The sequence below is a fragment of the Photobacterium sp. ABD4_091 genome (assembly GCF_056160145.1).
On record NZ_JBSWWQ010000003.1, the window covers coordinates 126,684 to 151,190 of the forward strand.

19 protein-coding genes and 1 pseudogene are annotated in these 24,507 nt (G+C 49.4%); 3 read left to right on the top strand and 17 right to left on the bottom strand.

The features are described from left to right. Window positions 1-6 precede the first annotated feature (6 nt). The 9 genes and pseudogenes from lsrF to ACXAGQ_RS22115 all read right to left on the bottom strand — a co-directional run bounded on the left by lsrF (window position 7) and on the right by ACXAGQ_RS22115 (window position 8,851). Window positions 7-891 (bottom strand): 3-hydroxy-5-phosphonooxypentane-2,4-dione thiolase, encoded by an 885-nt coding sequence (gene lsrF / locus ACXAGQ_RS22075; RefSeq protein ID WP_475256807.1) that lies wholly within the window; start codon window positions 889-891, stop codon window positions 7-9. Next, window positions 884-1,540, bottom strand: coding sequence for a DAK2 domain-containing protein (locus ACXAGQ_RS22080; RefSeq protein WP_475256808.1), 657 nt, complete (start codon window positions 1,538-1,540; stop codon window positions 884-886). Before ACXAGQ_RS22080 ends, lsrF begins: the two co-directional genes overlap by 8 nt. Before the next feature lie 123 nt (window positions 1,541-1,663). Further along, a complete protein-coding gene (locus ACXAGQ_RS22085) occupies window positions 1,664-2,659 on the bottom strand; it encodes a dihydroxyacetone kinase subunit DhaK (protein ID WP_475256809.1) in 996 nt (331 codons plus the stop codon). A gap of 27 nt (window positions 2,660-2,686) precedes the next feature. Beyond that, window positions 2,687-3,001, bottom strand: a complete 315-nt coding sequence (locus ACXAGQ_RS22090) for a VOC family protein (protein WP_475256810.1) — start codon at window positions 2,999-3,001, stop codon at window positions 2,687-2,689. A 308-nt stretch (window positions 3,002-3,309) separates the two neighbouring features. Further along, complete coding sequence (locus ACXAGQ_RS22095; RefSeq protein ID WP_475256811.1) at window positions 3,310-3,684, bottom strand: helix-turn-helix domain-containing protein; 375 nt, start codon at window positions 3,682-3,684, stop codon at window positions 3,310-3,312. Between the two features lie 98 nt (window positions 3,685-3,782). Further along, window positions 3,783-4,160 (bottom strand): annotated as a pseudogene (locus ACXAGQ_RS22100) (carboxymuconolactone decarboxylase family protein). A 549-nt stretch (window positions 4,161-4,709) separates the two neighbouring features. Continuing rightward, window positions 4,710-6,014, bottom strand: coding sequence for an anaerobic C4-dicarboxylate transporter (locus ACXAGQ_RS22105; RefSeq protein WP_475256812.1), 1,305 nt, complete (start codon window positions 6,012-6,014; stop codon window positions 4,710-4,712). Window positions 6,015-6,032: 18 nt separating this feature from the next. Continuing rightward, window positions 6,033-7,397, bottom strand: a complete 1,365-nt coding sequence (locus ACXAGQ_RS22110) for an MmgE/PrpD family protein (RefSeq protein ID WP_475256814.1) — start codon at window positions 7,395-7,397, stop codon at window positions 6,033-6,035. Next, window positions 7,394-8,851, bottom strand: a complete 1,458-nt coding sequence (locus ACXAGQ_RS22115; protein WP_475256815.1) for an aspartate ammonia-lyase — start codon at window positions 8,849-8,851, stop codon at window positions 7,394-7,396. The genes ACXAGQ_RS22110 and ACXAGQ_RS22115 overlap by 4 nt, the downstream gene beginning before the upstream one ends. Before the next feature lie 138 nt (window positions 8,852-8,989). Between ACXAGQ_RS22115 and ACXAGQ_RS22120 the strand changes: the two genes are divergently transcribed. Next, the gene (locus ACXAGQ_RS22120; protein ID WP_475256816.1) at window positions 8,990-9,946 is read left to right on the top strand and encodes a LysR family transcriptional regulator; all 957 of its coding nucleotides are present in this window, start codon (window positions 8,990-8,992) and stop codon (window positions 9,944-9,946) included. A gap of 93 nt (window positions 9,947-10,039) precedes the next feature. Here ACXAGQ_RS22120 and ACXAGQ_RS22125 read toward each other — a convergent pair whose 3' ends face one another. Beyond that, complete coding sequence (locus ACXAGQ_RS22125; RefSeq protein ID WP_475256818.1) at window positions 10,040-11,209, bottom strand: MerR family transcriptional regulator; 1,170 nt, start codon at window positions 11,207-11,209, stop codon at window positions 10,040-10,042. A 142-nt stretch (window positions 11,210-11,351) separates the two neighbouring features. Here ACXAGQ_RS22125 and ACXAGQ_RS22130 point away from each other — a divergent pair, with 142 nt between their 5' ends. Continuing rightward, window positions 11,352-11,891, top strand: coding sequence for an NUDIX domain-containing protein (locus ACXAGQ_RS22130; RefSeq protein WP_475256820.1), 540 nt, complete (start codon window positions 11,352-11,354; stop codon window positions 11,889-11,891). An 8-nt stretch (window positions 11,892-11,899) separates the two neighbouring features. Here the strand turns inward: ACXAGQ_RS22130 and ACXAGQ_RS22135 are convergent, their stop codons facing one another. The 4 genes from ACXAGQ_RS22135 to ACXAGQ_RS22150 all read right to left on the bottom strand — a co-directional run bounded on the left by ACXAGQ_RS22135 (window position 11,900) and on the right by ACXAGQ_RS22150 (window position 15,245). After that, window positions 11,900-12,271 (bottom strand): DUF202 domain-containing protein, encoded by a 372-nt coding sequence (locus ACXAGQ_RS22135; RefSeq protein WP_475256821.1) that lies wholly within the window; start codon window positions 12,269-12,271, stop codon window positions 11,900-11,902. Then, on the bottom strand, window positions 12,271-12,618 hold the full coding sequence (locus ACXAGQ_RS22140) for a YidH family protein (protein ID WP_475256823.1): 348 nt from the start codon (window positions 12,616-12,618) through the stop codon (window positions 12,271-12,273). The genes ACXAGQ_RS22135 and ACXAGQ_RS22140 overlap by 1 nt, the downstream gene beginning before the upstream one ends. Continuing rightward, the gene (locus ACXAGQ_RS22145) at window positions 12,615-13,790 is read right to left on the bottom strand and encodes an anaerobic sulfatase maturase (RefSeq protein ID WP_475256825.1); all 1,176 of its coding nucleotides are present in this window, start codon (window positions 13,788-13,790) and stop codon (window positions 12,615-12,617) included. Before ACXAGQ_RS22145 ends, ACXAGQ_RS22140 begins: the two co-directional genes overlap by 4 nt. A 69-nt stretch (window positions 13,791-13,859) precedes the next feature. After that, complete coding sequence (locus tag ACXAGQ_RS22150) at window positions 13,860-15,245, bottom strand: sulfatase family protein (protein ID WP_475256827.1); 1,386 nt, start codon at window positions 15,243-15,245, stop codon at window positions 13,860-13,862. 326 nt (window positions 15,246-15,571) lie between these two features. Between ACXAGQ_RS22150 and ACXAGQ_RS22155 the strand changes: the two genes are divergently transcribed. After that, the gene (locus tag ACXAGQ_RS22155) at window positions 15,572-15,955 is read left to right on the top strand and encodes a DUF2799 domain-containing protein (protein WP_475256829.1); all 384 of its coding nucleotides are present in this window, start codon (window positions 15,572-15,574) and stop codon (window positions 15,953-15,955) included. Window positions 15,956-16,016: 61 nt separating this feature from the next. Here the strand turns inward: ACXAGQ_RS22155 and malQ are convergent, their stop codons facing one another. From malQ to ACXAGQ_RS22170, 3 genes are all read right to left on the bottom strand, one after another. Next, on the bottom strand, window positions 16,017-18,203 hold the full coding sequence (gene malQ / locus ACXAGQ_RS22160) for a 4-alpha-glucanotransferase (protein ID WP_475256830.1): 2,187 nt from the start codon (window positions 18,201-18,203) through the stop codon (window positions 16,017-16,019). Window positions 18,204-18,244: 41 nt separating this feature from the next. Next, window positions 18,245-20,701, bottom strand: coding sequence for a glycogen/starch/alpha-glucan phosphorylase (locus ACXAGQ_RS22165; protein ID WP_475256831.1), 2,457 nt, complete (start codon window positions 20,699-20,701; stop codon window positions 18,245-18,247). 553 nt (window positions 20,702-21,254) lie between these two features. Further along, complete coding sequence (locus ACXAGQ_RS22170) at window positions 21,255-24,395, bottom strand: alpha-mannosidase (RefSeq protein WP_475256832.1); 3,141 nt, start codon at window positions 24,393-24,395, stop codon at window positions 21,255-21,257. Window positions 24,396-24,507: the final 112 nt, after the last annotated feature.

Below are 24,507 nucleotides of genomic sequence, written 5' to 3' on the forward strand. Positions count from 1 at the left end.
TACTCCTTATGCCAACTGGCTTTTCATTGATTGGTATAAATCAAACCCCTGCGGCGGTGTCAGCCCATCATGGACAATGGCGCTGATCGCCCTTAGCATGCCAACCGGGCAATCGGACTGGAACACATTGCGTCCCATATCCACCCCGGCAGCACCATCCTGTATCGCTTTGTAGGTTAAGGTCAGGGCATCTATTTCAGACGTTTTCTTGCCTCCCGCGACGACGATGGGAACCGGGCAAGCCGCCGTTACTTTGTCAAACTCATCACAGTAGTAGGTTTTGACGATATGGGTACCGAGCTCAGCCAATACCCGAGTCGCCAGCATGAAGTAACGCGTTGTACGTTCCATCTCCTTGCCTACGGCCGTCACCCCCAGAGTCGGGATCCCGTAGCGCGCGCCTTTATCGACAGTACGGACAATATTTTCCAGGCTGCGGCACTCTCCATCAGCCCCGACAAATGCCTGTACTGCAAGGCATGAGGCGTTGATCCGTATCGCATCGTCAATATCGACGCCAGAGACTTCCCAACTCAGATCGTCTTTGAGCACTGTGCTCCCAGCCGTCGCCCTTAGGATCACAGGTTTATTGTGATTGGGAGCAATACAGCTCCTCATTGCCCCCCGTGTCGCCATCAACGCATCGGCATACGGTGCCAGTGGGTTGATAGAAAGATCCAAGCGCTCCAACCCTGCAGTAGCCCCCATGATGTAACCATGGTCAAAGGCCAGCATCACTGTTTTGCCCGTCTCAGGGTGAAATATACGGCTCAACCTGTCTTTCATCCCCCAGTCGACATGGTCCATGCCTTTGACATGGAATGCCTCTGCCACGGCAGGGCGGCCTAAGCCATAGTCTTTCGCCAATACCATTCCATCTTTGTCAGCCATAACACTCTTCCTTATTGGTGGCATTTATGTGATTAGAAAAAGAATTGAACAGGATCGACATACTGGTTGCCCCCGGATCAACAAACCCAATGGCTTTCTCTCCCATATTCTTCGCCCGCCCCCTGGCCGGTTTCATCGCCTTGGTATTCTCAGCCCCGCTTTGCGATGCCTTTGCTGCGCTCAGGAACAGGGCATCAATATCCTCTGAATCGACAGCCAGTTGCTCCATCGCTTCAACCGCAGGGATAAGCGCATCAAGCATGGTTTTATCGCCCGCTTTTGCGCCGCTAAAATAAGCAAGCTTATCCAAGCCATGCCTGAATGCCGCCGCAGTCTGCTTAGGTGTCAGCTCTGGCTCCACAAGACCTGTTGCAAGCCCGCAGAACAGGTTGCCGATCAACATGCCTGCTGACCCACCATCCTGGCTCATGATCGCCCAGCCCATTTCATCGATGGCTTTTTGCCAGTCTTGCCCGCTGCTATTTTTTAGCTTGTTATCAATGCACTGGGAGACCCGCATCATGGTCGTGCCATGATCACCATCCCCCGTCTGGCCATCCAAATCATTTAGCAACGGTACCGATGCACGTATTTCCTTTGCTGCCGCCAGCAACATGCTAATAAATACTTTCTGGTTTAATGTTTTCATCTTTATCACCTTTTTCAGGCCAAAAGATCCCCTGCACCTTGCGGTACATGTCTGGTTATCGTTATAGGAAGTGCCAGGCCTTGTTGTGCCAGGTAACAGGCCTGGCACAACACCAATGCTGGCCTAGAACTGGCACCAGTAGGGGGTATTACATGGCTTGTCCCAATAGGAGAGGATTTCTTGGTTAAATTTGCCGATACACATTTGGAAACCTGCCATTTCCTGCACAGTGAGCAGCTCATCCACTTTACTACGGCTTACGGCAATTCCCTTTTCTTGCAGGTGGATATGGCACGCACGGCTGACGATAAACATTTCCATCAAGGTGGTTGCCCCGGTACCGTTGATCAGCAGCATCAACTCATCACCCGGCTTGGCAGCGACCGCCGCGCAGAGCTGATCCAGCATGATACTGGCTGTTTCATCTGCCGAGCAGATCTTCATCCGTCCACCGCCACCTTCACCATGCTGGCCCATACCGATTTCCATCTCATCTTCTGGCAGATCACCAATCGCCATACCTGACTGCGGATGGGTCGCATTACTCATTGCAACAGCCAAGGTGGCCATATTCTGGTTAAACTCATTGGCAATGCGATAGACTTCATCCAAAGGCAGCCCAGCCTCAGCGGCTGCACCGGCAATCTTGTACACAGGTACACACCCGACTAGCCCACGCCTGTCTTTGATATCTGTCTTAAGCCCAGCACTGATATCTTCATGGGTCAGCAGCATTTTGACGTTGATATTTTCGCGCTTGGCCATCTCCATTGCCATATTGGCAGCCATCACATCCCCTTCATGGTTCAGTACGACAAAGAGCACACCTGCTGGCCGGTTCGCTAATTTCAGCGCTTCGAAGACTTTTGGTGCGCCGGGGGCGGCAAAAATGTCGCCAACTACCGAAAAGTCCAACATCCCTTCGCCGACAAAACCACTCAACGCAGGTTCATGACCAGCACCACCTAGGGTAACTATCGCCACTTTGTCTTGGTCTTTAGGTACTGCACGGGTCACAATCTTGTTCTGTACCACCCGCACATGCTCAGGGAAACTTAATGCAAATCCTTGTAGCAACTCAGAAGTGATATTTTCAGGGTGATTAATAAACTTCTTCATAGTCGATATCCTTTACTTGGCGTGATGTCAGCAATACTGCATTAATTCAACGGGCGCTTCGTCTTCCATAATAAAGGCGACACGCAGGGATTCGTTCGGGCTAAATGGCTCAAGCAAGACTTCCTTGCCTTCAATAGCTTTATCAAGATCATCGACCTCATAAGCCACATGAGGGGTGTTTTTCAGCACGTCTGGCAACGGGCTGTCTTCCAAAAAGCGCAACCATTCGATACGGTTTTCACTCTTTTCAAAATCGGTTGTATACAGGCTAATATCAGGATTAAAAGATTCGCCGGGGTGCTCAACAGGCGATGGGATCCCGACATGATTGAATTTTTTCATCTTAACCTCCATTGATTGATGGCGTTTAACCATCGGACAAATCAACTATAGGGAGGCCATGGGTGAAATAATGTGATATCCATCAATATAAACACCCCCAACAAAATCCAGATAAAACAACCACTTAAACACCAGTAAGGATTTCATATAAGCAAGTGCAACAGTTGAAACCTCATTGAAGGCGCAGGCAAGTGCAACATCACCAGCAATGAAAATGCCCAGCTTTGACTCGGATTATCTAGCAAGTGCAACAGCGGCATTTTCCCCCTCATAGGGATAGTGAAAAGGGCAAGTGCAACATGAGAGTTCTATCCCATTTTCGGCATTAATTGGCTCTTGTCGTATGCTGCGAGTAGTTGATTGAGTTGTTCCATGTCCAATTCAGGATGGTAGTGGAGGATAAATCGTTGGCACTCTTCGCTGTTTAAACCCATCTGGTGGAGTTTGCCAAGCAGTTCCTCGTATTGCTTCTCGGCGACTTGCTGGTGGAATTGTTTGCGGTATCGGGCCATTTTATTCGCCAATTGCGGCTCATAACCGTAGGGGCCAGAATTCCGGGCAAGCTCACGGCTAACCGTAGAGCGGTGGATATTAAGTATCTTTGAGATCTGGGACTGGTTTTTTCCTTCTTTCCTCAGCGCCCAAATTTGCAAGCGGTTCTCTTCCGTAAGCTGCTTATACATAAAGCCCCCACAATATTGAAATCAATACAGTAAAAATTTATATCACTGATTAGGGGCTAAACCTTTAATGAAGCGACCAAAGTGTGAGGAAACATCAGTCAAATATTTAGCTGTTCTTCAAACACTTCCTTGGCGGTGTTCATACCGTTGATCGCGGCTGGAAAGCCGGCATAAACCGACATCTGCAAGATAATCTCGGTGATCTCCTTTTGCGTGCAGCCAATATTGAGCGCGCCTTTGATGTGCCCTTTAAGCTGGGGCTGGCAATTGCCCATCGCGGTTAACGCAGCAATGGTCGCTAACTCCCGGGTTTTGAAATCTAGCTCTTCCCGCTGGAGCACATCACCAAACGGGTATTCTATAGTGTACCTGGCAAGATCTGGGCAGATATCCGCGAACTATTCCGTCATTGCCTCTACAGCATTGGGATCAAGCTCATTGAGCTTGTCCTTCCCCTTTGCATATCGATCACTCATTTTCTCTTCACCACGTAGCTGTTTGTTTTTTAATAATATTGATAAGGCGAAGGAGCTTACCTGAGAGAGACGGGCAACTCAATTGCAGTATTTCGCATGCAAAAACCACGATTATTATTCATCGCCTTCCTATTAATTGAAATAAACCGCCACTAAACGCCAGATTTAGCCATTAAGATTAGTGTAAAATATCGTGATCTGTGAGCGAGGGCGAATCATTGATGAAGAATCTATTAAAAATGATGTTTCCACTTCATCACCCGTGGTACTGATAAGTCATGTTTTGAAGTTATTTAGACTTATGAGCCTGAAGGGAGAAACGTATGGGATTTGTTATTTTTTCACTCGCAACTCTTATCTCTGGAGCCGCTTGCTTCATCCACTACAACTTTGGCAACGAGAGCTAATCGAATCTGGTTGCACCTGACTAAATCTTGATGGCCGATATCCATCAAGCTATTTTAGAACGAGACAATGAATACAGAAAAAGCCCCAGCAATAATATTGCTGGGGCTTTTTACTTAGGGGTTGTAGTCAAAACCTACTTCATTAGACAAAGATATTCGCCAGCACAAAACCAAATGGTACCGCTGCGGCAATGCCCAACATACCCGGAAGGAAGAACGGGTGGTTGACGATGTAGCAACCATTCCAGCGGCGGCTCAAGAAGGAACCTGTGTCATCGGTGGCGATCGCAAATGCTGTTGTTGGGTAGATATTAGTCATGTACAGCGCACTCACTGCGACAAAGCTTGCCAGAATAGTGGCAGGATCCACATTGAGCGATGCCGCGATTGGGATAAGCAGCGCACTGGTTGCCCCTTGGCTAAACAGCAGTGCTGAAGTCCCGAAGAACACCACAGCCAATAGCGCTGGATATTGCTCAAGCACACCACCCGCAACCGCTTCAATCGATGGGATATGCACGCCGATAATCGTTGCACTGAGCCATACAATACCCAAGATAACCACCAGGCTTTCAGCGCCATCGGCAAAGATAGGAGCCTTCTTGATAGAGGTTAGCGGTACCTTACATACCATGGCCGTCACAAAGCTCACCAGCAGCATTACGATAACAATGATATCGCGCGAGCCTAAATCATGGCCAAGCAATGGCTTGAATAGTAGCAGGGCAACAATGAACACTACGCCAGCAAGGAACAACCACACCGAGCGTTTTGCCTCTTCAGAAGGTTCCTGATGCTTCTGCTGCTCAGGGGTAAAGTTAACCAATCCTTTTTCAACGCGCTCTTGGAAGATCGGGTCATCCTTGAGCTCACAGCCTTGGCGACTGGCAATGAAAGACGCGACGATAACCCCAAACAAGGCCGCAGGCATGATGACACTCAACGCGGTGCCAAAGCCCACTCCCATTTGCTCAACCACAACGTACATTGCTGCCGTGGCTGCCGAGATAGGAGAAGCTGTAATCGCTATCTGGGAAGCCACTACCGCCGAGCTCAGCGGCTGGCTTGGGCGTACACCGTTTTCCTTGGCAACTTGCTGGATAACGTTCAGCACTGACATAGCGGTATAACCAGTACCGGCCAAGGTAGTCAGGATGAAAGTGGTAGCAGGGGCTAGGATATTAATATGACGCGGGTGGTTGCGCAGCATACGTTCGGCGACATTGACCATGTAACTCATACCACCAGCCTGCTGCATGACAGACAAGGCAAGGATCACCGACATGATGATCAGGATAACCGAGACCGGAATATCTCCCGGCGGCAAGCCAAGACCAAAGACAGCGATTGCCATCCCAAGTCCCCCAGCTAAACCTACCCCTATCCCGCCGAGACGGGCGGCAAGAACAATCGCACCTAATAGTAAACACGCATGGATAATAATCATTGGATACCTCCGCTCCTGTTATTGTTTCAGGAGTTCATTAATTTCGGCACTGCTGGCCGATTCAAATTGAGCCAGTAATGCCAGCCACTGACGGCTTCTTCCCTCGCCGGCTTGGGGCACTACACAGGCCATGAATTTCTTCTCGATATCTTGGGTGGAAAGGGGCTTTTCCGGATTGCCTTTGGCAAGGTCATTGGCAATGCTAATGGTTTCCCCAGAAGTCAGGGTTATACGGATCTTCACTGGCGCGGTGCCAATGAAGCCCAGTTTTTCCAATTCTGGATCAACCCGCATCTGGATCCTTGCCATTAATGCCTGGATGCGCTCATCCTGCACTTTGCCATCAACAAACTCTGCCACGCCTACCGCGCCGTAAATCAAGCGGGCAGCCAATGCGTATTGCATAGAGAATTTGGCTTCGATGGCAATTTGCGGGTTTGAGCAAACCAGTTCCCTTGGGCCGAGCAAGCTGGCGCCTACTTGGATAAATTCAATGTCTTCTGGAGTAAGGTGGCGCTCTTTAAGCAGCTCATCCCAACAGTCGATGGCAGGGTGACTGCCACTGCAGCATGGGTATTGCTTGAATACCAAGCCGTTTTCCAGCAAGTCCCAGTATTCACCCAAGGTAATGGAGGCTTGGGTGAAGTCTGTTCGCTGCGCAAAGCACTGGCCAAAGCCGTCTGCCGCCTCGATGACATTGGGTTGCCCGGTTACACCGATTTGTGCCAATTCAGCGGCATTGACGCCATTAAAAGCAGCAAGGCCAGCATGCATGGCTTTGGTTTGGCTGCCGAAGTTACCCCGAACGCCGGATGCCGACGAAGCCGCAATAGCCAAGGCATGGGTCAAGGTCTCTTCATCAAGACCCATCAAAATACCTGCCGCTACCGCCGCACCGAACACGCCTATGGTTGGCGTGGTGTGCCATCCCTGCTCTGACAAGGCTGGCATCAGCCAACGGGCGATCTGGTGCTGGGCTTCAACACCAGCAATATAAGCCAGCAATATCGCTTCACCACCTAGCTGACGCTCCTGAGCCATAGCAAATGCAGCAGGCGCGACCGTCACGGTCGGGTGACCAATTGTCGCCCAGCTAACATCGTCAAAATCCAAAGCATGGGAGGCTGCGCCGTTGGCATAGCTGGCATACGCAGCCGAACTTGTCTGGCTAGTCCCAAATAGATTGCACAGACCCATTGGTGCTCTTGAGGCTGCCAATTTCTGGATATTTTGTGCAACAGGCATCTCGTTGCCGGCAATCGTGACGGCGACATAATCCGTCAAGGCAGTGCGAGCAACTTCCACCACCGGTTTAGGAATATCCTGCCATTTGAGGTTGACGCACCAACGGGCGATCTGAGCCAATAAGGGCGTATTCATCATGCCATTTCCTCTAACGTGGCACTGGGTTCCGCTATCACCTCAGACTGGTAACGCTTCACCGCTGCAGCGCTGGCTTTCGGATCGGTCATCACCATTGGGTCCAGCAGAAAATCAGCCTGTTCCGGCGTAAGCAGCTTCTCGTCCAACACCACATCGCGAACAGTACGGTTTTCCTCAAATGCCCTGACAGCCACTTTGCTGCCCACCTTATAGCCGAACAAGGTGGCAATGACCGTCGCCAGGGCCGTACTCTTCTCGGCATACTCACGACATACCGCTTCATTCGGTAACAAGTCTTTGAGGCATTTCTCGACAAACAACGGGATAGCATTGGTCAGCAAGGTGCAGGACTCGAACAAGGACTTGATAATCACCGGCTCCCAAACATTGAGATCAAGCTCGCCGCCTTCGACAGCCATCGTAATCGCAACATCATTACCGATAACCTGGTAGGCGATCTGGTTGATAAGCTCCGGCATAACAGGGTTGATCTTACCCGGCATAATGCTTGAGCCAGGTTGTACCGCAGGGATCAGCAATTCATTGAACCCGGCACGTGGGCCACTGCCTTGGATACGAAAATCTGTCGCCATCTTTGATAAAAACGCGGCCAACTTCTTCAATTGCGCAGCAACCTCAAGGTAAGCATCGCCATTTTGCAGGCCGTCAAAGAAGTTTTCCTCAGCGACAAAAGGCTCATCAGTGATGGCCTGCAACTCGATATAGACTTGCTCGAGATAGCCTTCGTGGGTCGACAAACCAGTACCCACAGCGGTGGCACCGAGTGGCAAATCCAGTGTCTGCTGGTTGGCGGCTTTCAAAGACTGATGCAAACGGCGCACCTGGTGGAGGTAGCCACTGAACTGCTGACCTAGGGTAATTGGCACTGCATCCTGCAGGCAGGTACGAGCCAGTTTAACCACATGGTCAAACGCTTGGGTTTTCTCTTCCAGCATGATTTCAAGCGCTGCCACTTCGGCAATTAATGCATGCAGGTTCTTTCGGCAGGTCATCTTCATTGCCGCTGGAATAACATCGTTGGTCGACTGACCCATATTGACGTGAGTGTTCGGGTGAACAGAATCAGAGCCCTTGCTGCCGGTTAGGATTTCATTGGCGCGGTTGGCGATAACTTCATTGGCATTCATGTTGGTTGAGGTGCCGCCGCCCCCCTGGAATACATCGATCGGGAACTGGTCATCGAACTTCTGATCCATCACTTCTTGGGAAGCCTGGACGATAGCATCAGCAATCGTTTTGTCTAATGCACCGATATGGCAGTTTGCCTTTGCCGCAGCCTGCTTAAGCGCTGCTACCGACCAAATATAGTGAGGAACTTCTGCTGCCGTACGGCCAGAAACTGCAAAGTTCTCAACCGCTCTTTGGGTTTGAATACCGAAATACGCTTCATCCGGCAGCATCATTTCACCTAATACATCGACTTCTTTTCTCATTGCTCAATTCCACTGATTTGGTTAACTGAGGCAATTGTATTGCAGATGAGATAAGGAAAATTTGAAGTCGATCGGTACTTAGCTAGCAGTGGGCAATATAATGAATACTATTAGTCAAACTTATAATATGCACAGGTTATGGATAATATTGCTTTTGATCTCCGCCAGTTACGCACTTTCATTTCCGTGGTTGAATCCGGCTCATTCAGCCAAGCGGCCAAGCAACTCAACCAGACCCAGTCAGCGGTATCCCAGCTGATCCAAAGCCTTGAGCTCGCGCTGGATAGCAAGTTGCTCGACCGCAGCAAACGGCCAATCCAGCTGACGATTTCCGGCCGTGAACTCTATGAGCAAGGCAGCAAGCTTCTGCTTGAATCACGCAAATTGCAGGACTGGATGCATTCCATTGAAAAAGGGAAGCTACCGCGATTACGGCTAGGGATGGTAGACTCCGTCACCCAGCTGGCCGGTATCGAGATCCTTAAGTACCTGCAACCCAAGGTTGCCCATGTACATCAGGTGACAGGTACGGCACCTGAGCTATTGGCTTCGCTACAGGCAGGCAAGAGCGACATCATCATTACCATGTCTAACCAGGATGTCCCACAGGGTTTGGCAATGATGCCTTTATTGAACGAACAGTATGTCATCGTCACCCCCAAAGACTGGCCGCAAAAGGACATCAAAACCCTTGCTGGCAATCAGCCTTATATCGGCTATGAAAACTGGACCCCAACCGGTACCCAAACCAACAACTGGTTGAAGTGGCGCAATATCAATGTCACTAGCCAATACTCACTCGACCGGGCTGACAATGTACTGGGGATGGTCGCCGAGGGGCTTGGCTGGTCACTAACAACCCCCACTTTCCTTGCCCGCCAGCTCAACTTACTTGATCATCTCGACTGTCATCCCCTTCCCCCGCCGAGCATGACCCGCCAACTCGTGGTGATTTCCCGTAAAGGCGAATCCTATTCCTTATTGCAGCAATTTGTCGGCGATGTGCGCGATATTATCCTCAATCAAAAAGTCTTTGAAGTGCAGCGCCGGTGGGACTGGATGTCTGTCGGGCTGGAGACGAACCCAGCCCACTGAATCAATAACCTAAAAAAGCAGCATTCTGCATATCTACAGGAATCTGCCATTTTGATATTCCCTTTCTCGCCAGCAGAAGAGAATGTATCCGAACTATCTCTTCTGCAGAATAAACACCTGATAGCCAAACTGCTCGAAGCCTTGGTGGTAGATATCCAATTCGGTCTGGATATCTTTAATCGCCTGCGACCCTGCCATGCTCTCTTTGAGCTCATTGACTCGCTTTTGGAGCGGCAAGAAATACGCCTGCCACGCCTCGTCACTCAGGGTAAAATGCTTGAGCACGGCATAGCCTGCAGCCTCCGCCTGTTTGATTCGCTCATCAACCGTAGTCATGTCCGGGTATTCCTTATTCCAGAAAGCCTGCCTTTCCTCGCTTGGGTTGTCGGTATGCCAAACCAGATCGCTCAATACCAACACTCCTTTGTCTTTCAACAAACGTCGCCACTGCTTGAGAGCGTTATTGACCCCCATGATATAGGCGCAGCCCTCGGCCCAAATCACATCAAAGCTACTATCGCTAAATGGCAGGTCGGTCATGCTGGCGCACTGAGTAACGACTTTATCTTCGACACCCGCCTCAGCAGCGCGCACTTGCAACCTGCCAAGGGCATCTTCATGGTTGTCGACCGCAGTGATCACCGCGTCAGACTGATCTGCCAACACCGTGGTTGCAATGCCCTGGCCACAACCGATCTCCAAGATTGCCTGGGGTACAGATGGCAGCAGGTTAAAAGCTTTAATGGTCTCGGCCTCTAAACCCGGCCCCCAACGGTCCAAGCTTTCAAAGATCGTATTGAAATCTGCCATGTATTGTTCGTGTGTATTCATGTCTTTTGATAACCACTTCAGTCTCAGGGCTTGCTTCTCATCAAAGCCCTGCTTCATTAACCACTCCAAATGTGCATCAGGGGCAGCCTGCTCCAACGACTGATGCCATGCCGTCAGTTCCGATTCACCCAGCATCGCAGCCAGCAGATCCCGAGACTGTTGCTTGTGGGCAATCTCTTCGTCAAGCTGGTGCATGCGGTTTAGCAATAGCTCGCGGTCAACCTTGGCCTCAAGGCAAGCCTGGCACTCTTTAAGCGTCAACCCGCCAGCCTGTAGCTGTTGCAACAGTTTTAAGCGTTGGAGATCTTGCTCGCTATAGCTGCGGTAACCGTTGCCGAGCCGCTTACCGGCAATCAAGCCCAGCTTCTCGTAATACAGCAAGGTGGAGCGCGACAGCCCCACTTGCTCTGCTAATTCTGAAATCCGATACATGGCCAAGCCCTATGCAATGAAGTCGTCACCTTAAACTATAAAGCTATAGACAGGTCAAGAGTTCAAATTATAAAACCGTTATGTACCTTGAGGTAACTTGGTATAAGTTATTAATTCTTCAAAAAAGGATAGTTTGGCTGCCATGAAAGAAATCACTACTCTCGATAGTAAAGTTGTATACCAGAATAAATGGATGACTGTCCGGGAAGATAAAATACAGCGCCAAAGCGGCAATACCGGGATCTACAGTGTTGTCGAGAAGGCAGATTTTGTTATCGTCCTGCCTATCGAAGATGAGCATATCTACCTCGTCGAGCAGTACCGTTACCCGCTGGAAAAGCGTTGCCTGGAATTACCGCAAGGCTCATGGGAAGAAGAGCCAAATGCCGACCCTAAAGAGCTGGCAGCTGGTGAGCTGCGAGAAGAAACGGGGTTAGTTGCCAAACAGCTCACTTACGTTGGCTTCCAGCACCTAGCGACAGGCTATTCCAGCCAGGGCTATCACATTTTCCTAGCCACCGGGCTGGAACATACTGAGACCGATTTGGACGACGAAGAAGAAGGTTTGACTACCAAGAAAGTCAGCTTGAAGGAATTCGAAACCATGATTATTGAAGGTATCATCACCGATGCCTCCAGCGTGAATGCCTATGGGTTGGCTAAACTAAAGCAGCTGATCTGACGCTAGGCTCAAATCACACCCAGCATCACCAGCACATAACTGATTGCCGAAACGGCTACGGCAGAAGAGAAAAATAGGTTCATACCGATACTGCGCCGATTAAGCAGTGGAAGAGAGAAGCGATAATCCACACGCCGCAGTTCAACCAGAATCAGCAAAGCGAACGATATCACTGCCAACACACCCGCTGTCACAAAGAGCACCGGGGATTCTTTACTCCAACCTACTTTGACCAAAACCGCCGTATGGAGAAACAACACTAATATCCTCCTCGACCACGACAATAAGGTGCGTTCCGGTTGTAGCCCTATATCCCTGTTGCGCTCAAGGTGGTCAGGTTGAAGTGGCTCAACGCGAGGTTGTATTTGCCTTTCACACATCAGACCAACTTCATGATCAATACAACAACCGTCATGACCAGTCCCATCATTATCACGCTCATCACCTTGAGATGTCGCGTGTAAGGCAAGGGTTTACTGCGGCGCATTGCCATCTCATTTCGGCGCCAGCGGCGGTAGGCAAGAATAGAAAAATATGCCGATACCAAGGCAAAAGATACTGATAGGAATAACCTGATTTGTGGGTTGGCAAAGCCCGGAGTGAGCTGGTCAAGCGCAATCGCGGCCGCGAGAAACGCCAATGCGGTTCTGAGCCAAGCAAGGAAAGTCCGCTCGTTGGCTAGGGTAAATCGGTAGTCCGGCTCTTCCCCTTCTTTGCTCCATTTCATCTATCCTCTCCCTGATGCATTTGCCGCCTGATCTGCTGTGCGGTATTTTTCATAAAATCAGAGGTGTGGGCAAATAGTTTTTTATACGAAGGACACAAGTAGTTGTGTCTGTATGCCTCTCCAGCGCCGACAATTCTCTGTTTAGGGCACCCACCATGGCACAGCGGCCTGAACTCACAGGCCAAGCATGAAGACGGTAAACATCCAGATTTCACCAGGCCGAACTCACGCTGCTGTGAAGAATCCACCATAGTGGCCAGGCCCAACTCGTTAAGATTACCTAGCTTGTATTCCGGATAGACAAAATGATCGCAAGAATAGATATCCCCATTAGCCTCAGCAACCAGGGCATTGCCGCAATTTTCACTGAAGGTACATAAGCCCGGAGAATAACCCAGCCAGGTTGCCAGCACACTTTCCAACAATTGGATATGGATCTGTCCGACATCTTGCTTGCGCCATTCATCAAAGACTTCAACCATAAACTGACCGTACCCTTCACGCGGCACGGAAAAAGGCTGAATAGCAGGTGTACCTTGAAGCGAGTCTAGCTGGCCAGGTTCAGCCTCGGCTTCAACAATCGGGATAAACTGCATATGCCGGGAGCCGAGGGATTTCAGTAACTGGTAGGTCGCCTTGCCATGCCGCCAATTTTTATCATTTACCACTGTCATGGTATTGAACTCGACCCGGTGCTTTTTCAAATACCCAATCGCCGACCTGACACGCTCGAAAGTAGGTTTGCCATTGACCGAAATTCGATAGGCATCATGCAGTGGCGCATCACCATCGATGGAGATCCCGATCAGAAAACGATGTTCGGAGAAAAACCCAGCCCATTCATCATCAATACCGACCCCATTGGTCTGGAAGCTATTGGTGATCGTTTTACCATTGGCATATTGGCGCTGGAGCTCAACCGCACGCCGGAAGAATGCCAACCCGGCCATCATGGGCTCTCCCCCTTGCCAGGCAAAATGGACAATATCATCGGGCTGAGCGGCAATATAACTGGCAACATATTGCTCCAACGCCTGTTCGTCCATCTTACTCTTGCTATCACCGTAATAGGTTTCTTTCTCGAGGTAGAAGCAGTAATCACATTTGAGGTTGCATTTGTAGCTGGCTGGCTTTGCCATCAAGTGGAAGCGCTGCTGGGCCGGTTTCGTCATAGTCGTTTCCCACAAAATGGAAGCTCCCCCCTGCACTGGCTGGTGGATGCAAGGAGGAGCTATATTTCGTTATTCTGCTGTTTCCAGCGATTTTGATTTCAGGTTCTTGGCATTAAATTCAAGCCCAATACCCTCTTGCTTCAACCACTCCTTCATCCGAGTCGAGGCATAATCAGACACCTGCTCGTATCCTGACTGGTTAAATACGTTCTTGGTCTCGTTAGGGTCCTTTTCAAGATCAATCAGGATTTGGTAATTCTCACCGTAAACATGGCTTTCGACATATTTGTACTGCTTGAAGCGGAACATTCTGGCAAAGTAACTTTCACAGAATGTTTCCTCGTGAGTCATGGCATTGTCTGTCATGCTGTTCTTGAAACTACTGCCATCGATCCCCTCAGGAACATCCAAGCCACACATATCAAGCAGTGTCGGCATGATATCGACAGTGGAAACAATATTGTTGTCGTCGACTTTGCCAGGATTCACCGCTGACGGGTAACGAATGATCATCGGGGTTTTTACTGATTCTTCGTAGAATACCGTCTTGGCGATCAGGCGGTGGCTGCCCATCATCTCACCGTGGTCAGCGGTAAACAGGACAATGGTGTCCTCTTCAAGTCCCTGTGCCTTAAGCGTTTCAAGCACCAGTTCGATAAACCAGTCAGTGTTTTCGATCAGCAAGCCGTAGGTCGAAATAAACTGCTGCCAGTAATTTTCATCCAACCCTTCGAGTTCTTTGTACATGTAATCTTCATGCTTGATCATGCCCGAGATGAACTGGTCGGCGAAATTCTCTGGCAGTGGCTTACGATCCTGGCCACGCAGGTATTTCTCATCGTCGTCACGACAGAAGAAAATCGCATCGGAGATATTCTTGCCGCCCACCGGGCCACCCAGAGTTTTACAGATATCGTGAGGGTTGATAAAAGACAGCGTCATATAGAACGGGTTGTCACGGTCTCGCTTGATGAAGTCCAGTGCATCTTTGGTGAAAATAGGATCAAAAACCGAGCCCTCTGCCAGATAGCCGCCACGGGAGCAGGTCATACTGCCGAAATCTTCAACCCCTTTCCAACCGTAGCCGGCAGCGTGTTCTTTACCAAAAAAGCCTGTGTCGTAACCAGCTTTCTCGAACGCCTCACCCATAGTTTCAGTTTGAGCCAGGAAATTTTCCGTGGTCGGAAACTCACCGGTGACATGCTCAATAATTTCTTCGTTATCAATCAGGCCATGGTTATGAGGCATTAAACCGGTAAACAAACTTGCCCGCGCCGGGCAGCAAAGAGGGTATGAGCTGTAGCTTTGCTCATAACGAATACCTTCTTCTGCCAAGCGGTCGATACCTGGGGTGTTTAACTTGCCTTCCTTACCGGAGCCATCTGCCATCTTGGTTGACCACTGATCAGCGATGATCACAATCACATTGGGCTTTTTCTGCAAAGTAGTGCTCATACTATCCATGCCTTATATTGAAATTCACACTTAGACGTTCACGTTGTACTACTATTTATAAGTATTGTATTGAATTCATCACAGATGTCTATCAGCAGCTAGATGACCAGGATCACAAAACACGTAAATTTGTTGCTAAGGGAAAATATAAGTTTCACTATTAAAAATCAGTAAAGTTTGGCGCTCATTTGATTTGAATAAATCAATATTGTGACTAACATGAAAAAAATGAAGAGTTAAAAAATATATAAAGCAACATTTCAATTTTCATTAAGGGTTAATAACTATAATTAAATCAACCACCCGGTATGATAGAGGATAATATAATGAAAAAGTTGTTCACCGCATTAAGCATAGTTGCACTATCTGCCTGTTCCTCAACAGAAAACACCTATTCAAACATTGAGAACTGGGATGAATACGGCTATCGAACCGGTTTATCTGGAGAGGTTGTAAAGCAAGAATCAAAATTCTCATATGGAGACAAAGATAATTACATAGAATATTTAAATGGATATAAAAGGGGTCAACAAGCGTACTGTGAACAGGACGCCTATTTGTTAGGGTTAACGTCCCAGCCATATAAAGGCGTTTGCGATAAATTAGATAATTCTTTTGCTTTCGACTACCAATTAGGATTAAGTCAAATAAGAGATTACGGCTCTAATTTAAGGGATAATATCAACCGCAGTGTGAATTCAACCCGTTAGCCGCATCACGCTGAAACCAAACTAGGCAAAGGAGTGGCACCACTCCTTTGCCATAACGATTTTACGCGACTTTTGATGCCGAACGTCGGGCTTCGGTGATCAATTGAGTCAAAGACAATACATCTTGGCGTTTCATCATATCTTCGACGCAACAATTCAACTTGCGCCGCCAATTAGGGTACTCATCAACTGTACCAGGTATATTCACAGGCAGATCCATCTCAAGCCAATCTTCAAGCTGCAGACTCAGCAGTGACGACGATCCGGCAGCCAAGTGGCATTGCATACTGTGGCTAAGGACGCGATCCATCTCGAGGAAGCGAGCATCACGGCATAGGCCAGGCGGCAGCATGCCATGCCCGTCCATGCTGTTGATGATCTGCTGCTTGTCGTGAAGACGGCTGTCATAGAGTGTCTGAAGTTGCTCCTCATTCGGATACAGGCCAAGCTCTTTGCCCATTTTTAAGTCCTCACAATGCCAGTAACCACGCAGGGTTGGCATATCATGAGTACACAGTGTCGCCATAGACTGGACCGGGTAATGGGTTGGAGAATAGAAGCCACCATCTTCTGCAGCCTCAAAGAAGAAGACCTTGTAGGAATGTACGCCGGCCTCTTGCAGTAATCCCACAATTTCATCCGGCACCGTACCGAGATCTTCACCGATAACCGCACATTGGTGACGGTGGCTCTCAAGCGACAGCAAACCAAGCAGCTGCTCTACCGGATAATTAACGTAGACACCATTACTTGCCCCTTCACCTTTAGGGATCAACCACAGCCTCAACAACCCCAACACATGGTCAATACGCAATGCTCCGCAATGGCGCATATTTGCCCTTAGCAATTCGACAAACGGACGATAAGCCTGTTGCTTCAGCGTTGAAGGGTTCAACGGCAGCAGACCCCAATTCTGTCCCTGCGGACCCAATACATCTGGTGGCGCGCCAATACTGAGATCTAGGGTCAATTCACTCTCGCTCGCCCAAGCATCGACACCACCCTCACTTACGCCGACAGCCAAATCACGGTAAAGACCAATCATCATGCCTTTTTCCTGTGCCAGTTGCTGTGCTTCCCGGAGCTGGATTTCCGCATTCCATTGTAAATACATGTAGAAACGGACTAATTCTTGGTTGTCAGCAATAAAACGCTGTACCGCGCGCGTTGAGAAATGGCGATATTGCTCCGGGAACACTGGCCATCCCCAAACGGCTTCATCCTCTTTCTTGAGCTCTGCATGCAGCGCATCAAAGGCAGCCTGTTGCAGCAAGGAATCGCCCCCTTCCTCGACAAAAGCCTCAAACGCTTTGGCATAGTCAGTTTGATTCGCTTCATGACGTGTACAAAATTCCTGGTACAACATCGCCAGGACTTCAAGCTTGGTTTCGGTCACACCGGCATAATCTATCCACTCGTTATCACGCATGGCTTTAAGGCGGCTTTGGAAAGCCAGGGAACCCACTTTTTCCTGGGCACCAGCACAGAAAGCAAACTCCGGAATGGAAGGGACATCCAGATAGATAATGTTGAGCCAACGGCGCGATGATGGGCTATACGGACTTGCCGCATCCGGCTGAGCCGGATAGAGAGAGTGGATCGGGTTCAAACCGACAAAGTCACCACCCTGCTCGGCGATTTTGGCGATCAGCAATTTCAAATCACCAAAATCACCCACCCCCCAGTTGTGATGGGATTTCAAACAGTACAGCTGGACACTGGTTCCCCAGCTCTTATGTCCTGCTAGCATCGCAGGTTGCTTGTAACAGGATTTCGGAGTGACAATCAGATCCGCTTCATAAGGTGCTTTCTTGCGTTTGCGATGCAGGAAAAAGCGGTGATAACCCATTTCCATGGTATATGGCAATGAGACGGTCAGAGGCCCGTCAGTATCCCTTTGATCGGAGACAATATGCTGCTTGATCTCACCACGGATAGTCTGGCCTGATTCGCTGATAATTTCCCAATTAAAGTCAGCCGGGCGAATACTACGGCCAATATAGAGATCAACGTGGATCGGGTGGTTTTCTTTGGCAAAGATCACCGGTTCGATCAAACCTTTGCAACTGTGCACCTCTTTTGCCGAAGACAGCAGCATCTCATCACTGTCGATTTGGTACCCCAGACCTTCCAACACACGGGTCACGATAGTCTCTTGCGCTTGCTCTTGCTCACCCCAGGCATTGGTATAGCTCTCAGCGATACCGGCTTGAGCGGCAACCTGGTTTAGTACTGTTTTTTCAATCATCACTGGCTCCAATAGCGGCCTTTCGGCCGCTACTTCTTTCCTTATTGACGGTGGGCTGGGGTCAGCCCCCAAATGTTATTGGCATAATCACGGATACTGCGGTCTGAGCTGAATTTGCTCATCAGTGCCGTGTTCAGAATCGCCTTGCGGGCCCATGTCTTCTGGTCACGGTACTGGGCATCGATTTTCTCTTGCGTTTTCACGTAATCGGCAAAGTCAGCCAGTACCAGATAAGGGTCACCACCGTCCAGTAGGTTGTGGCGAATTGCCGCTAGCTGACCGGGGTTGCCTGGTGTGAATTCATCGGTATCCAGCAGATCCAACGCTGCGCGCAGAAGGCTATCAGCATGGTAGTAGCGGTAAGGGTCGTAACCCTCTTGCTTCAGTTTTTGTACTTCATCGACCAATAGGCCAAAGATGAAGATATTTTCGTCGCCCACTTCTTCGCGCATTTCAACGTTCGCGCCGTCCATCGTACCGATAGTCAGTGCACCGTTCATCGCGAACTTCATGTTACCTGTACCTGACGCTTCTTTACCTGCCGTTGAGATCTGCTCAGAGACATCAGCCGCAGGGAACAGGATTTCTGCCAGGCTTACACGGTAATCAGGGATGAATACCACTTTCAGCTTGCCGCCAAGACGTGGGTCGTTGTTTACTTTCTCTGCCACTTTGTTGATGGCGAAGATGATGTCTTTCGCTAGTGCGTAACCCGGCGCCGCTTTCGCACCAAAGAAGAACACACGTGGATGCATGTCAAACGTTGGGTCGTTCAGTAGGCGGTGGTACAGCGCTAGAATGTTGAGCAAGTTCAGATGCTGACGCTTGTACTCGTGCAGACGCTTGATTTGGATATCAAAGATAGCATCAGTATCAAGCTCGATACCCATGTTTTCTTCTACCCAGTCAGCCAGACGCTGCTTGTTTTCTTTCTTCACAGCCATGTAGCGCTTCTGGAAGGCTTCATCATCAGCGAACTTCTCTAGACCTGCGATTTTCTTAAGGTTCGCTGGCCAGTCGTCACCCACTTTCTCGCTGATCAGCGCAGAAAGACCTGGGTTACAGTATTTGATCCAACGACGTGGTGTAACACCGTTAGTCACGTTGGTTAAACGACCAGGGAACAGCTCGTTGAACTCAGGGAACAGGTCACGCTTCACCAACTCAGAGTGAAGTGCCGCAACGCCGTTCACCGCGTAGGTGCTCACTACACATAGGTTAGCCATGCGAACCATACGCTGTGGGCCTTCCTGGATAATAGAAAGCTTGCGCTTCACTTCGTTGTTGCCCGGCCAAGTTTGCTCAACCTGCTTCATGAAGCGGTGGTTGATTTCGAAGATGATCTCCATGTGACGCGGCAGCATCTGCTGGATCAATGCTTCGCTCCACGTCTCCAGAGCTTCAGGAAGAAGTGTGTGGTTGGTGTAAGCAAAAGTCTTCGAAGAAATTTCCCACGCCTTGTCCCAGCCCAGCTTGTACTCATCCAAAAGGATGCGCATTAGCTCAGGGATGGCGATAGTTGGGTGGGTATCGTTTAGCTGGATAGTTTCCAGCTTAGATAGCGATTCAATAGAGTTACCCGCAGCTTCGTGGCGGCGCAGGATATCAGCAATCGAACAGGCACAGTGGAAGTACTGCTGCATCAGGCGCAGTGCTTTACCTTGATCGTGGTTATCGTTCGGGTAAAGCACTTTAGTCACGTTACCGGCTTCTAGTGCAGAGTACTGTGCACCAACATAGTCACCGTCGTTGAAACGCGCTAGGCTGAACGGTGCGTTCGAGCGACATTCCCACAGGCGTAGAGGGTAAACGCTCTTGTTGTCGTAACCTACGATTGGCAGATCCCAAGCCACACCTTCTACGGTCATGGCAGGAACCCAACGGCGGCACTCTACTCCGTTTTCATCTGTGTAAGCTTCAACGTGACCGTACAAGTTCACTTCTTGTGAAAGTTCAGGGCGAAGGACTTCCCAAGGGTAGCCTTCGATACCACGCCATGCATCCGGTGCTTCAACCTGACGTCCGTCAACGAATGACTGGCGGAATAGACCGTACTCATAATGCAGGCCGTAACCTACAGCTGGGTACTCTTGCGCAGCCAGTGAGTCCATGAAACAAGCCGCTAGGCGACCTAGACCACCGTTACCCAATGCTGGGTCACGTTCTTCTTCAAGAAGGTCTGTAAGGTTTTGGCCCATCTCTTCCATTGCGTCAGCAACGTTTTCGTATAGACCCATGCTGATTAGGTTGTTGCCTGTTAGGCGGCCAATCAGAAACTCCAGTGAAAGGTAGTTAACACTGCGTGCTTTTTGTTCGGCAAGGTGCTTCTCTGTTTCAAGCAAGTTACCGGTACTGATCTCGGCTAGTGCTTTACCCATAGCCAAATACCACTGGCGGACAGAAGCAGTCTCAGGAGTGGCTGCATAGTGAGATGAAAGAGACATTGCTACACGTTGTTTGAAGGTGTTTTTATCAAACTGTTGATTTGTCATAGACATAATTAACGCCATAAAAGTAATGAATTGTTGTTCTGCAAAGCTATCGCCTTGAACTTTTGAAGCTGTCATGTAGCAAGAAGATTCAAGCTGGGAATTTGCCTCTTCGGCAAAGTTCCTACCAGTATCAAAGCACTTTCCGTGACCATTAACGCTACCCACAACATTGCCAACCTCATCCTGGTTGGTTTGCCCTCTCTTTCCTCTGCCGACCGCCTTGCCTCTAGGGATTAAGTCGCAGAAAATGGGCTATGTAGCATGTCTTACTTCGATAAAGCCTTTTCAAACAGATATCTATCCGATATTTACCCGCTTAGGCCCAATCGTTAAACCATAGTCGTACATGACGTACTACCAAATTAATCAGTTCATACTTCGGACTAAATACCCTCACCAATGAATTGTGATGAAATTCACAATTGGTGGGCGCAGAATTTGAACAAAATCACATTTCGTACAGCTCTGATTCCTTGCAGGAAAATACCAAGATAAGAAATAAAAAAACGGCATATTGCCAAATAGACAATATGCCGTTTCATCCAGAGACCGATCCGTTCTAATGACTGAGTTTTAGGGTCACTATCTCGAAAGGGGAAAGGGTTATGACTTTATTTTGGGTCGGCGCACTCTGATAAGAAAGCGGCCTCTCCATCAAATCGACTTCCTGCACCCGACTGCCCAGGCGACTATTCCACCGCAAGGATGTCTCTGATCGGCAGCCAAAGGTTTCAAACAAACGAACGATAATGCCACTACCGTCTTCTGCCGGTTTTACCGTTTCTACAACGACACCGGGTTCGCTTGAACTAACCAGAGCCATCGAATCAGGATAGGACATTGCCGTAGACGCTTCCTTATCTTGTGCCTTAACCTGAAGCAATGGCTGAAGGGATTTGACCCGCAACGGGTTGTTCAGTGCATAACCTTGCTGGATCACCCCCCCAGACTGGTAGTCACCCTCGTGGGTATATATGGAATAGGTAAAGAAATGCTCGCCTATATCCCCGAAGTTATCTGCGGTATACCCTGCCTCTCCCTCATGGCCAAACTCCGATCCGGGCTTCTTCTGCGAACGCAGCAACGTCACCTCAAGCGACTGATCTTTAACCCGATATCCGTATTTCGAATCCGACATAATGGCTACGCCACATTCACCATCTGATATATCAATCCATTTATGGGCAGGGATCTCATCTTTCGCTGCGGCATGCGAGTCATCGCTATGGGTCGGGCGGTTGATAACCCCAAACTGGATATTACACTGCGCCTCATGGGCTACCACCGATACAGGAAAACGAGCCTTCAGGGATACATCCTGCTCATGCCAGTCAATATAAGTCTGGAAATCAACGCGGTGGCTACCTGCGAGCAGTACAATTTCCTGCACCACGACAGATTGGTTGTAGCGATAGTATTGTTTAACCACCGCTCGCGGCCCATCGACAACAGCCTCGGCACGCTCAAAACACAGCACTGATGATTGTCCCTCGCGGTATCCATCGGCAAAGTCCCACGCCGCATACTGGCTGGCACGCTCATGGTAAGCCCTCAGTTCATTTCCGATAGTGCCAGTGCTGCTGTCCGGTGCAATAAACTCCTTGGCCAATTGCTTGTCGAACAAAGAGCGGATCCCACCATCAGGGGTAAATTCCACCCTCATGCAATCACTTTCCAGATAATACGGCGTGGCCTGCATCAACACTTCAGACTGTTGTTCAACCTGTTCATTCACCGCATAACCCAGCGGGCCAACTGCCACTTCTTGCCATTGCCCATCAATATTGATCCACTCATTGCGAGCGAATGGCGCTGTGTTGTAGGTAATAAATGGCTTGTTGAAGCCACCCAGGCTGAGATTTGTCTCTACCCTTGCTTCTAAAACGGCCAACAGGTCCCTGGCTTGCTCGAGCATACGCCGGTAGTCGCTTTCTGCTTCTCGGTAAACCCTGACAATCGACGAGCCCGGTAGAATATCGTGAAACTGCAGGGTAAGCGTTTCTCGCCACAATTGGCTGACAGCTTCACGCTCCTCGCGACTACACGGGGTGACAGACATCATCATCTCGAGATCATGAAGGATATGTTCCATGTCACGGTTGCCCCGCTTGGTACGGGACTCGGTGGTAAAGCAGCCTTGGTGTGCCTCGAAGTACAGCTCACCTTGCAATGCTGGCAGCTGCTCCCTCTTGCTCTCAACCCGGGAGAAAAACTCATCAACCCGACCGTTTTGAGCCCTTGGCAGCCCCTCCAGGTCTTTGATCCGTAGGAAACGCTCGATATGCTCCTCAGCTGGGCCACCACCGCCATCACCCACTCCATATACCATCAAGGCTTCATTACAGAGGTGCTTTTCCTTGAAGTTCGCTTCGATGCGCAGCGACGACGTGGCACGTGCACGGCTATCATAGGTATCTTCGGGGAAGTTATGCATAATCACCTCCGAGCCATCCAGTCCCTGCCAGCGGAACAGGTGGTGCGGGAATGGATTGATCTTGTTCTGTGACAGCTTTTGCGATGCAATGTAGTTGACGCCCGACTTCACCAGAATCTGCGGTAATGCAGCTGTGAAACCAAACACATCCGGCTCCCACAGGTAATTGACCTCCTGGCCGAAGTGTTCGAGGGTAAACTGGCGGCCAAACATAATTTGGCGGATCAAAGACTCTCCGCTCACCAAATTAAGATCTGACTCTACCCAGAAGCAGCCTTGCAATTCAAACCGCCCTTCGACGACATGGTGCTTGATACGTTCGAATAATTGCGGGTAGTCATCTTTGATCCAATCAAACAACTGGTACTGGCTCGCCCCAAACAAGTAATCTGGGTACTTATCCAAGTTGGCAACTGCTGTAGTAAATGTCCTCATCGCCTTGCGCTTACCCTCCCGCTGGGGCCACATCCAAGCCAAATCCAAATGGGCATGGCCGGTAGCGGTAATATCAACGCTTCCCCCAGTTGATGGCTGGTCGTAAACGTCGGCAAGCAACTCCCGGCAAATAACAATTTCCTGAGCAGTAAAGCGCACCAGTGCCTGATCAACGCGATCTAAAACTTGATGAAAGCGAGCAAAACGGGCCTCGTTAGAAATCAACTCAGGCTTTTCTTTGGTCAGCACTCCCTTCGGTTGGTGGGAAACTTGCCCGCTATCCCCCTTGAGCCAGTCGACCAGCACCTCAACATCGTAATACAGAGCTTTTAGCTCTGAATGGCAAGTACCTAAATGTGCATCAGTGATTACCCCGCCATTTTGGACATAACCAAATAAGTCGTTACACCCGGCATCCACCCAAAACTCGATGGTCTCACCGGGTACCCCTTCACTTAATTCCACCAGCCACTTGCCTGGTTTATCCGGTGGGATCCCGTAAGAAGACATTTTGTTGGTAATGCCACGGATAGGATTGCCTGCTGCATCGTGCACCAAGCCTTCCCCACCAATATCGACCATCAACACCAAATCTAACCCTTCATCGATAGCAGGTATTTGGCCAGATAATTTCATCCAAGCACAATCAAATAACCCTCCCCACGAATCTCCAATTCTAAGCTGGCAATGCTCACCCTTTCGCTTATCAGCAAAAGAAAGCGGCTCCTTTGATAACCAGCCTTCTATTTTCATTTCTGCCAATGGGATATATACCTTCCTACCAATTCTTTCTAGCAGGTTAGAAGCATTTTCTATTTTATTTGGGTTCATAAGAAAAGCCTATCAATGAAATTATTTATAGGTGGAGTAAAGAATATTTTAATCAGCAAGCATCAATATGAATTAAATGATGATTCATTAATAAGTCATACTGATAACTTTG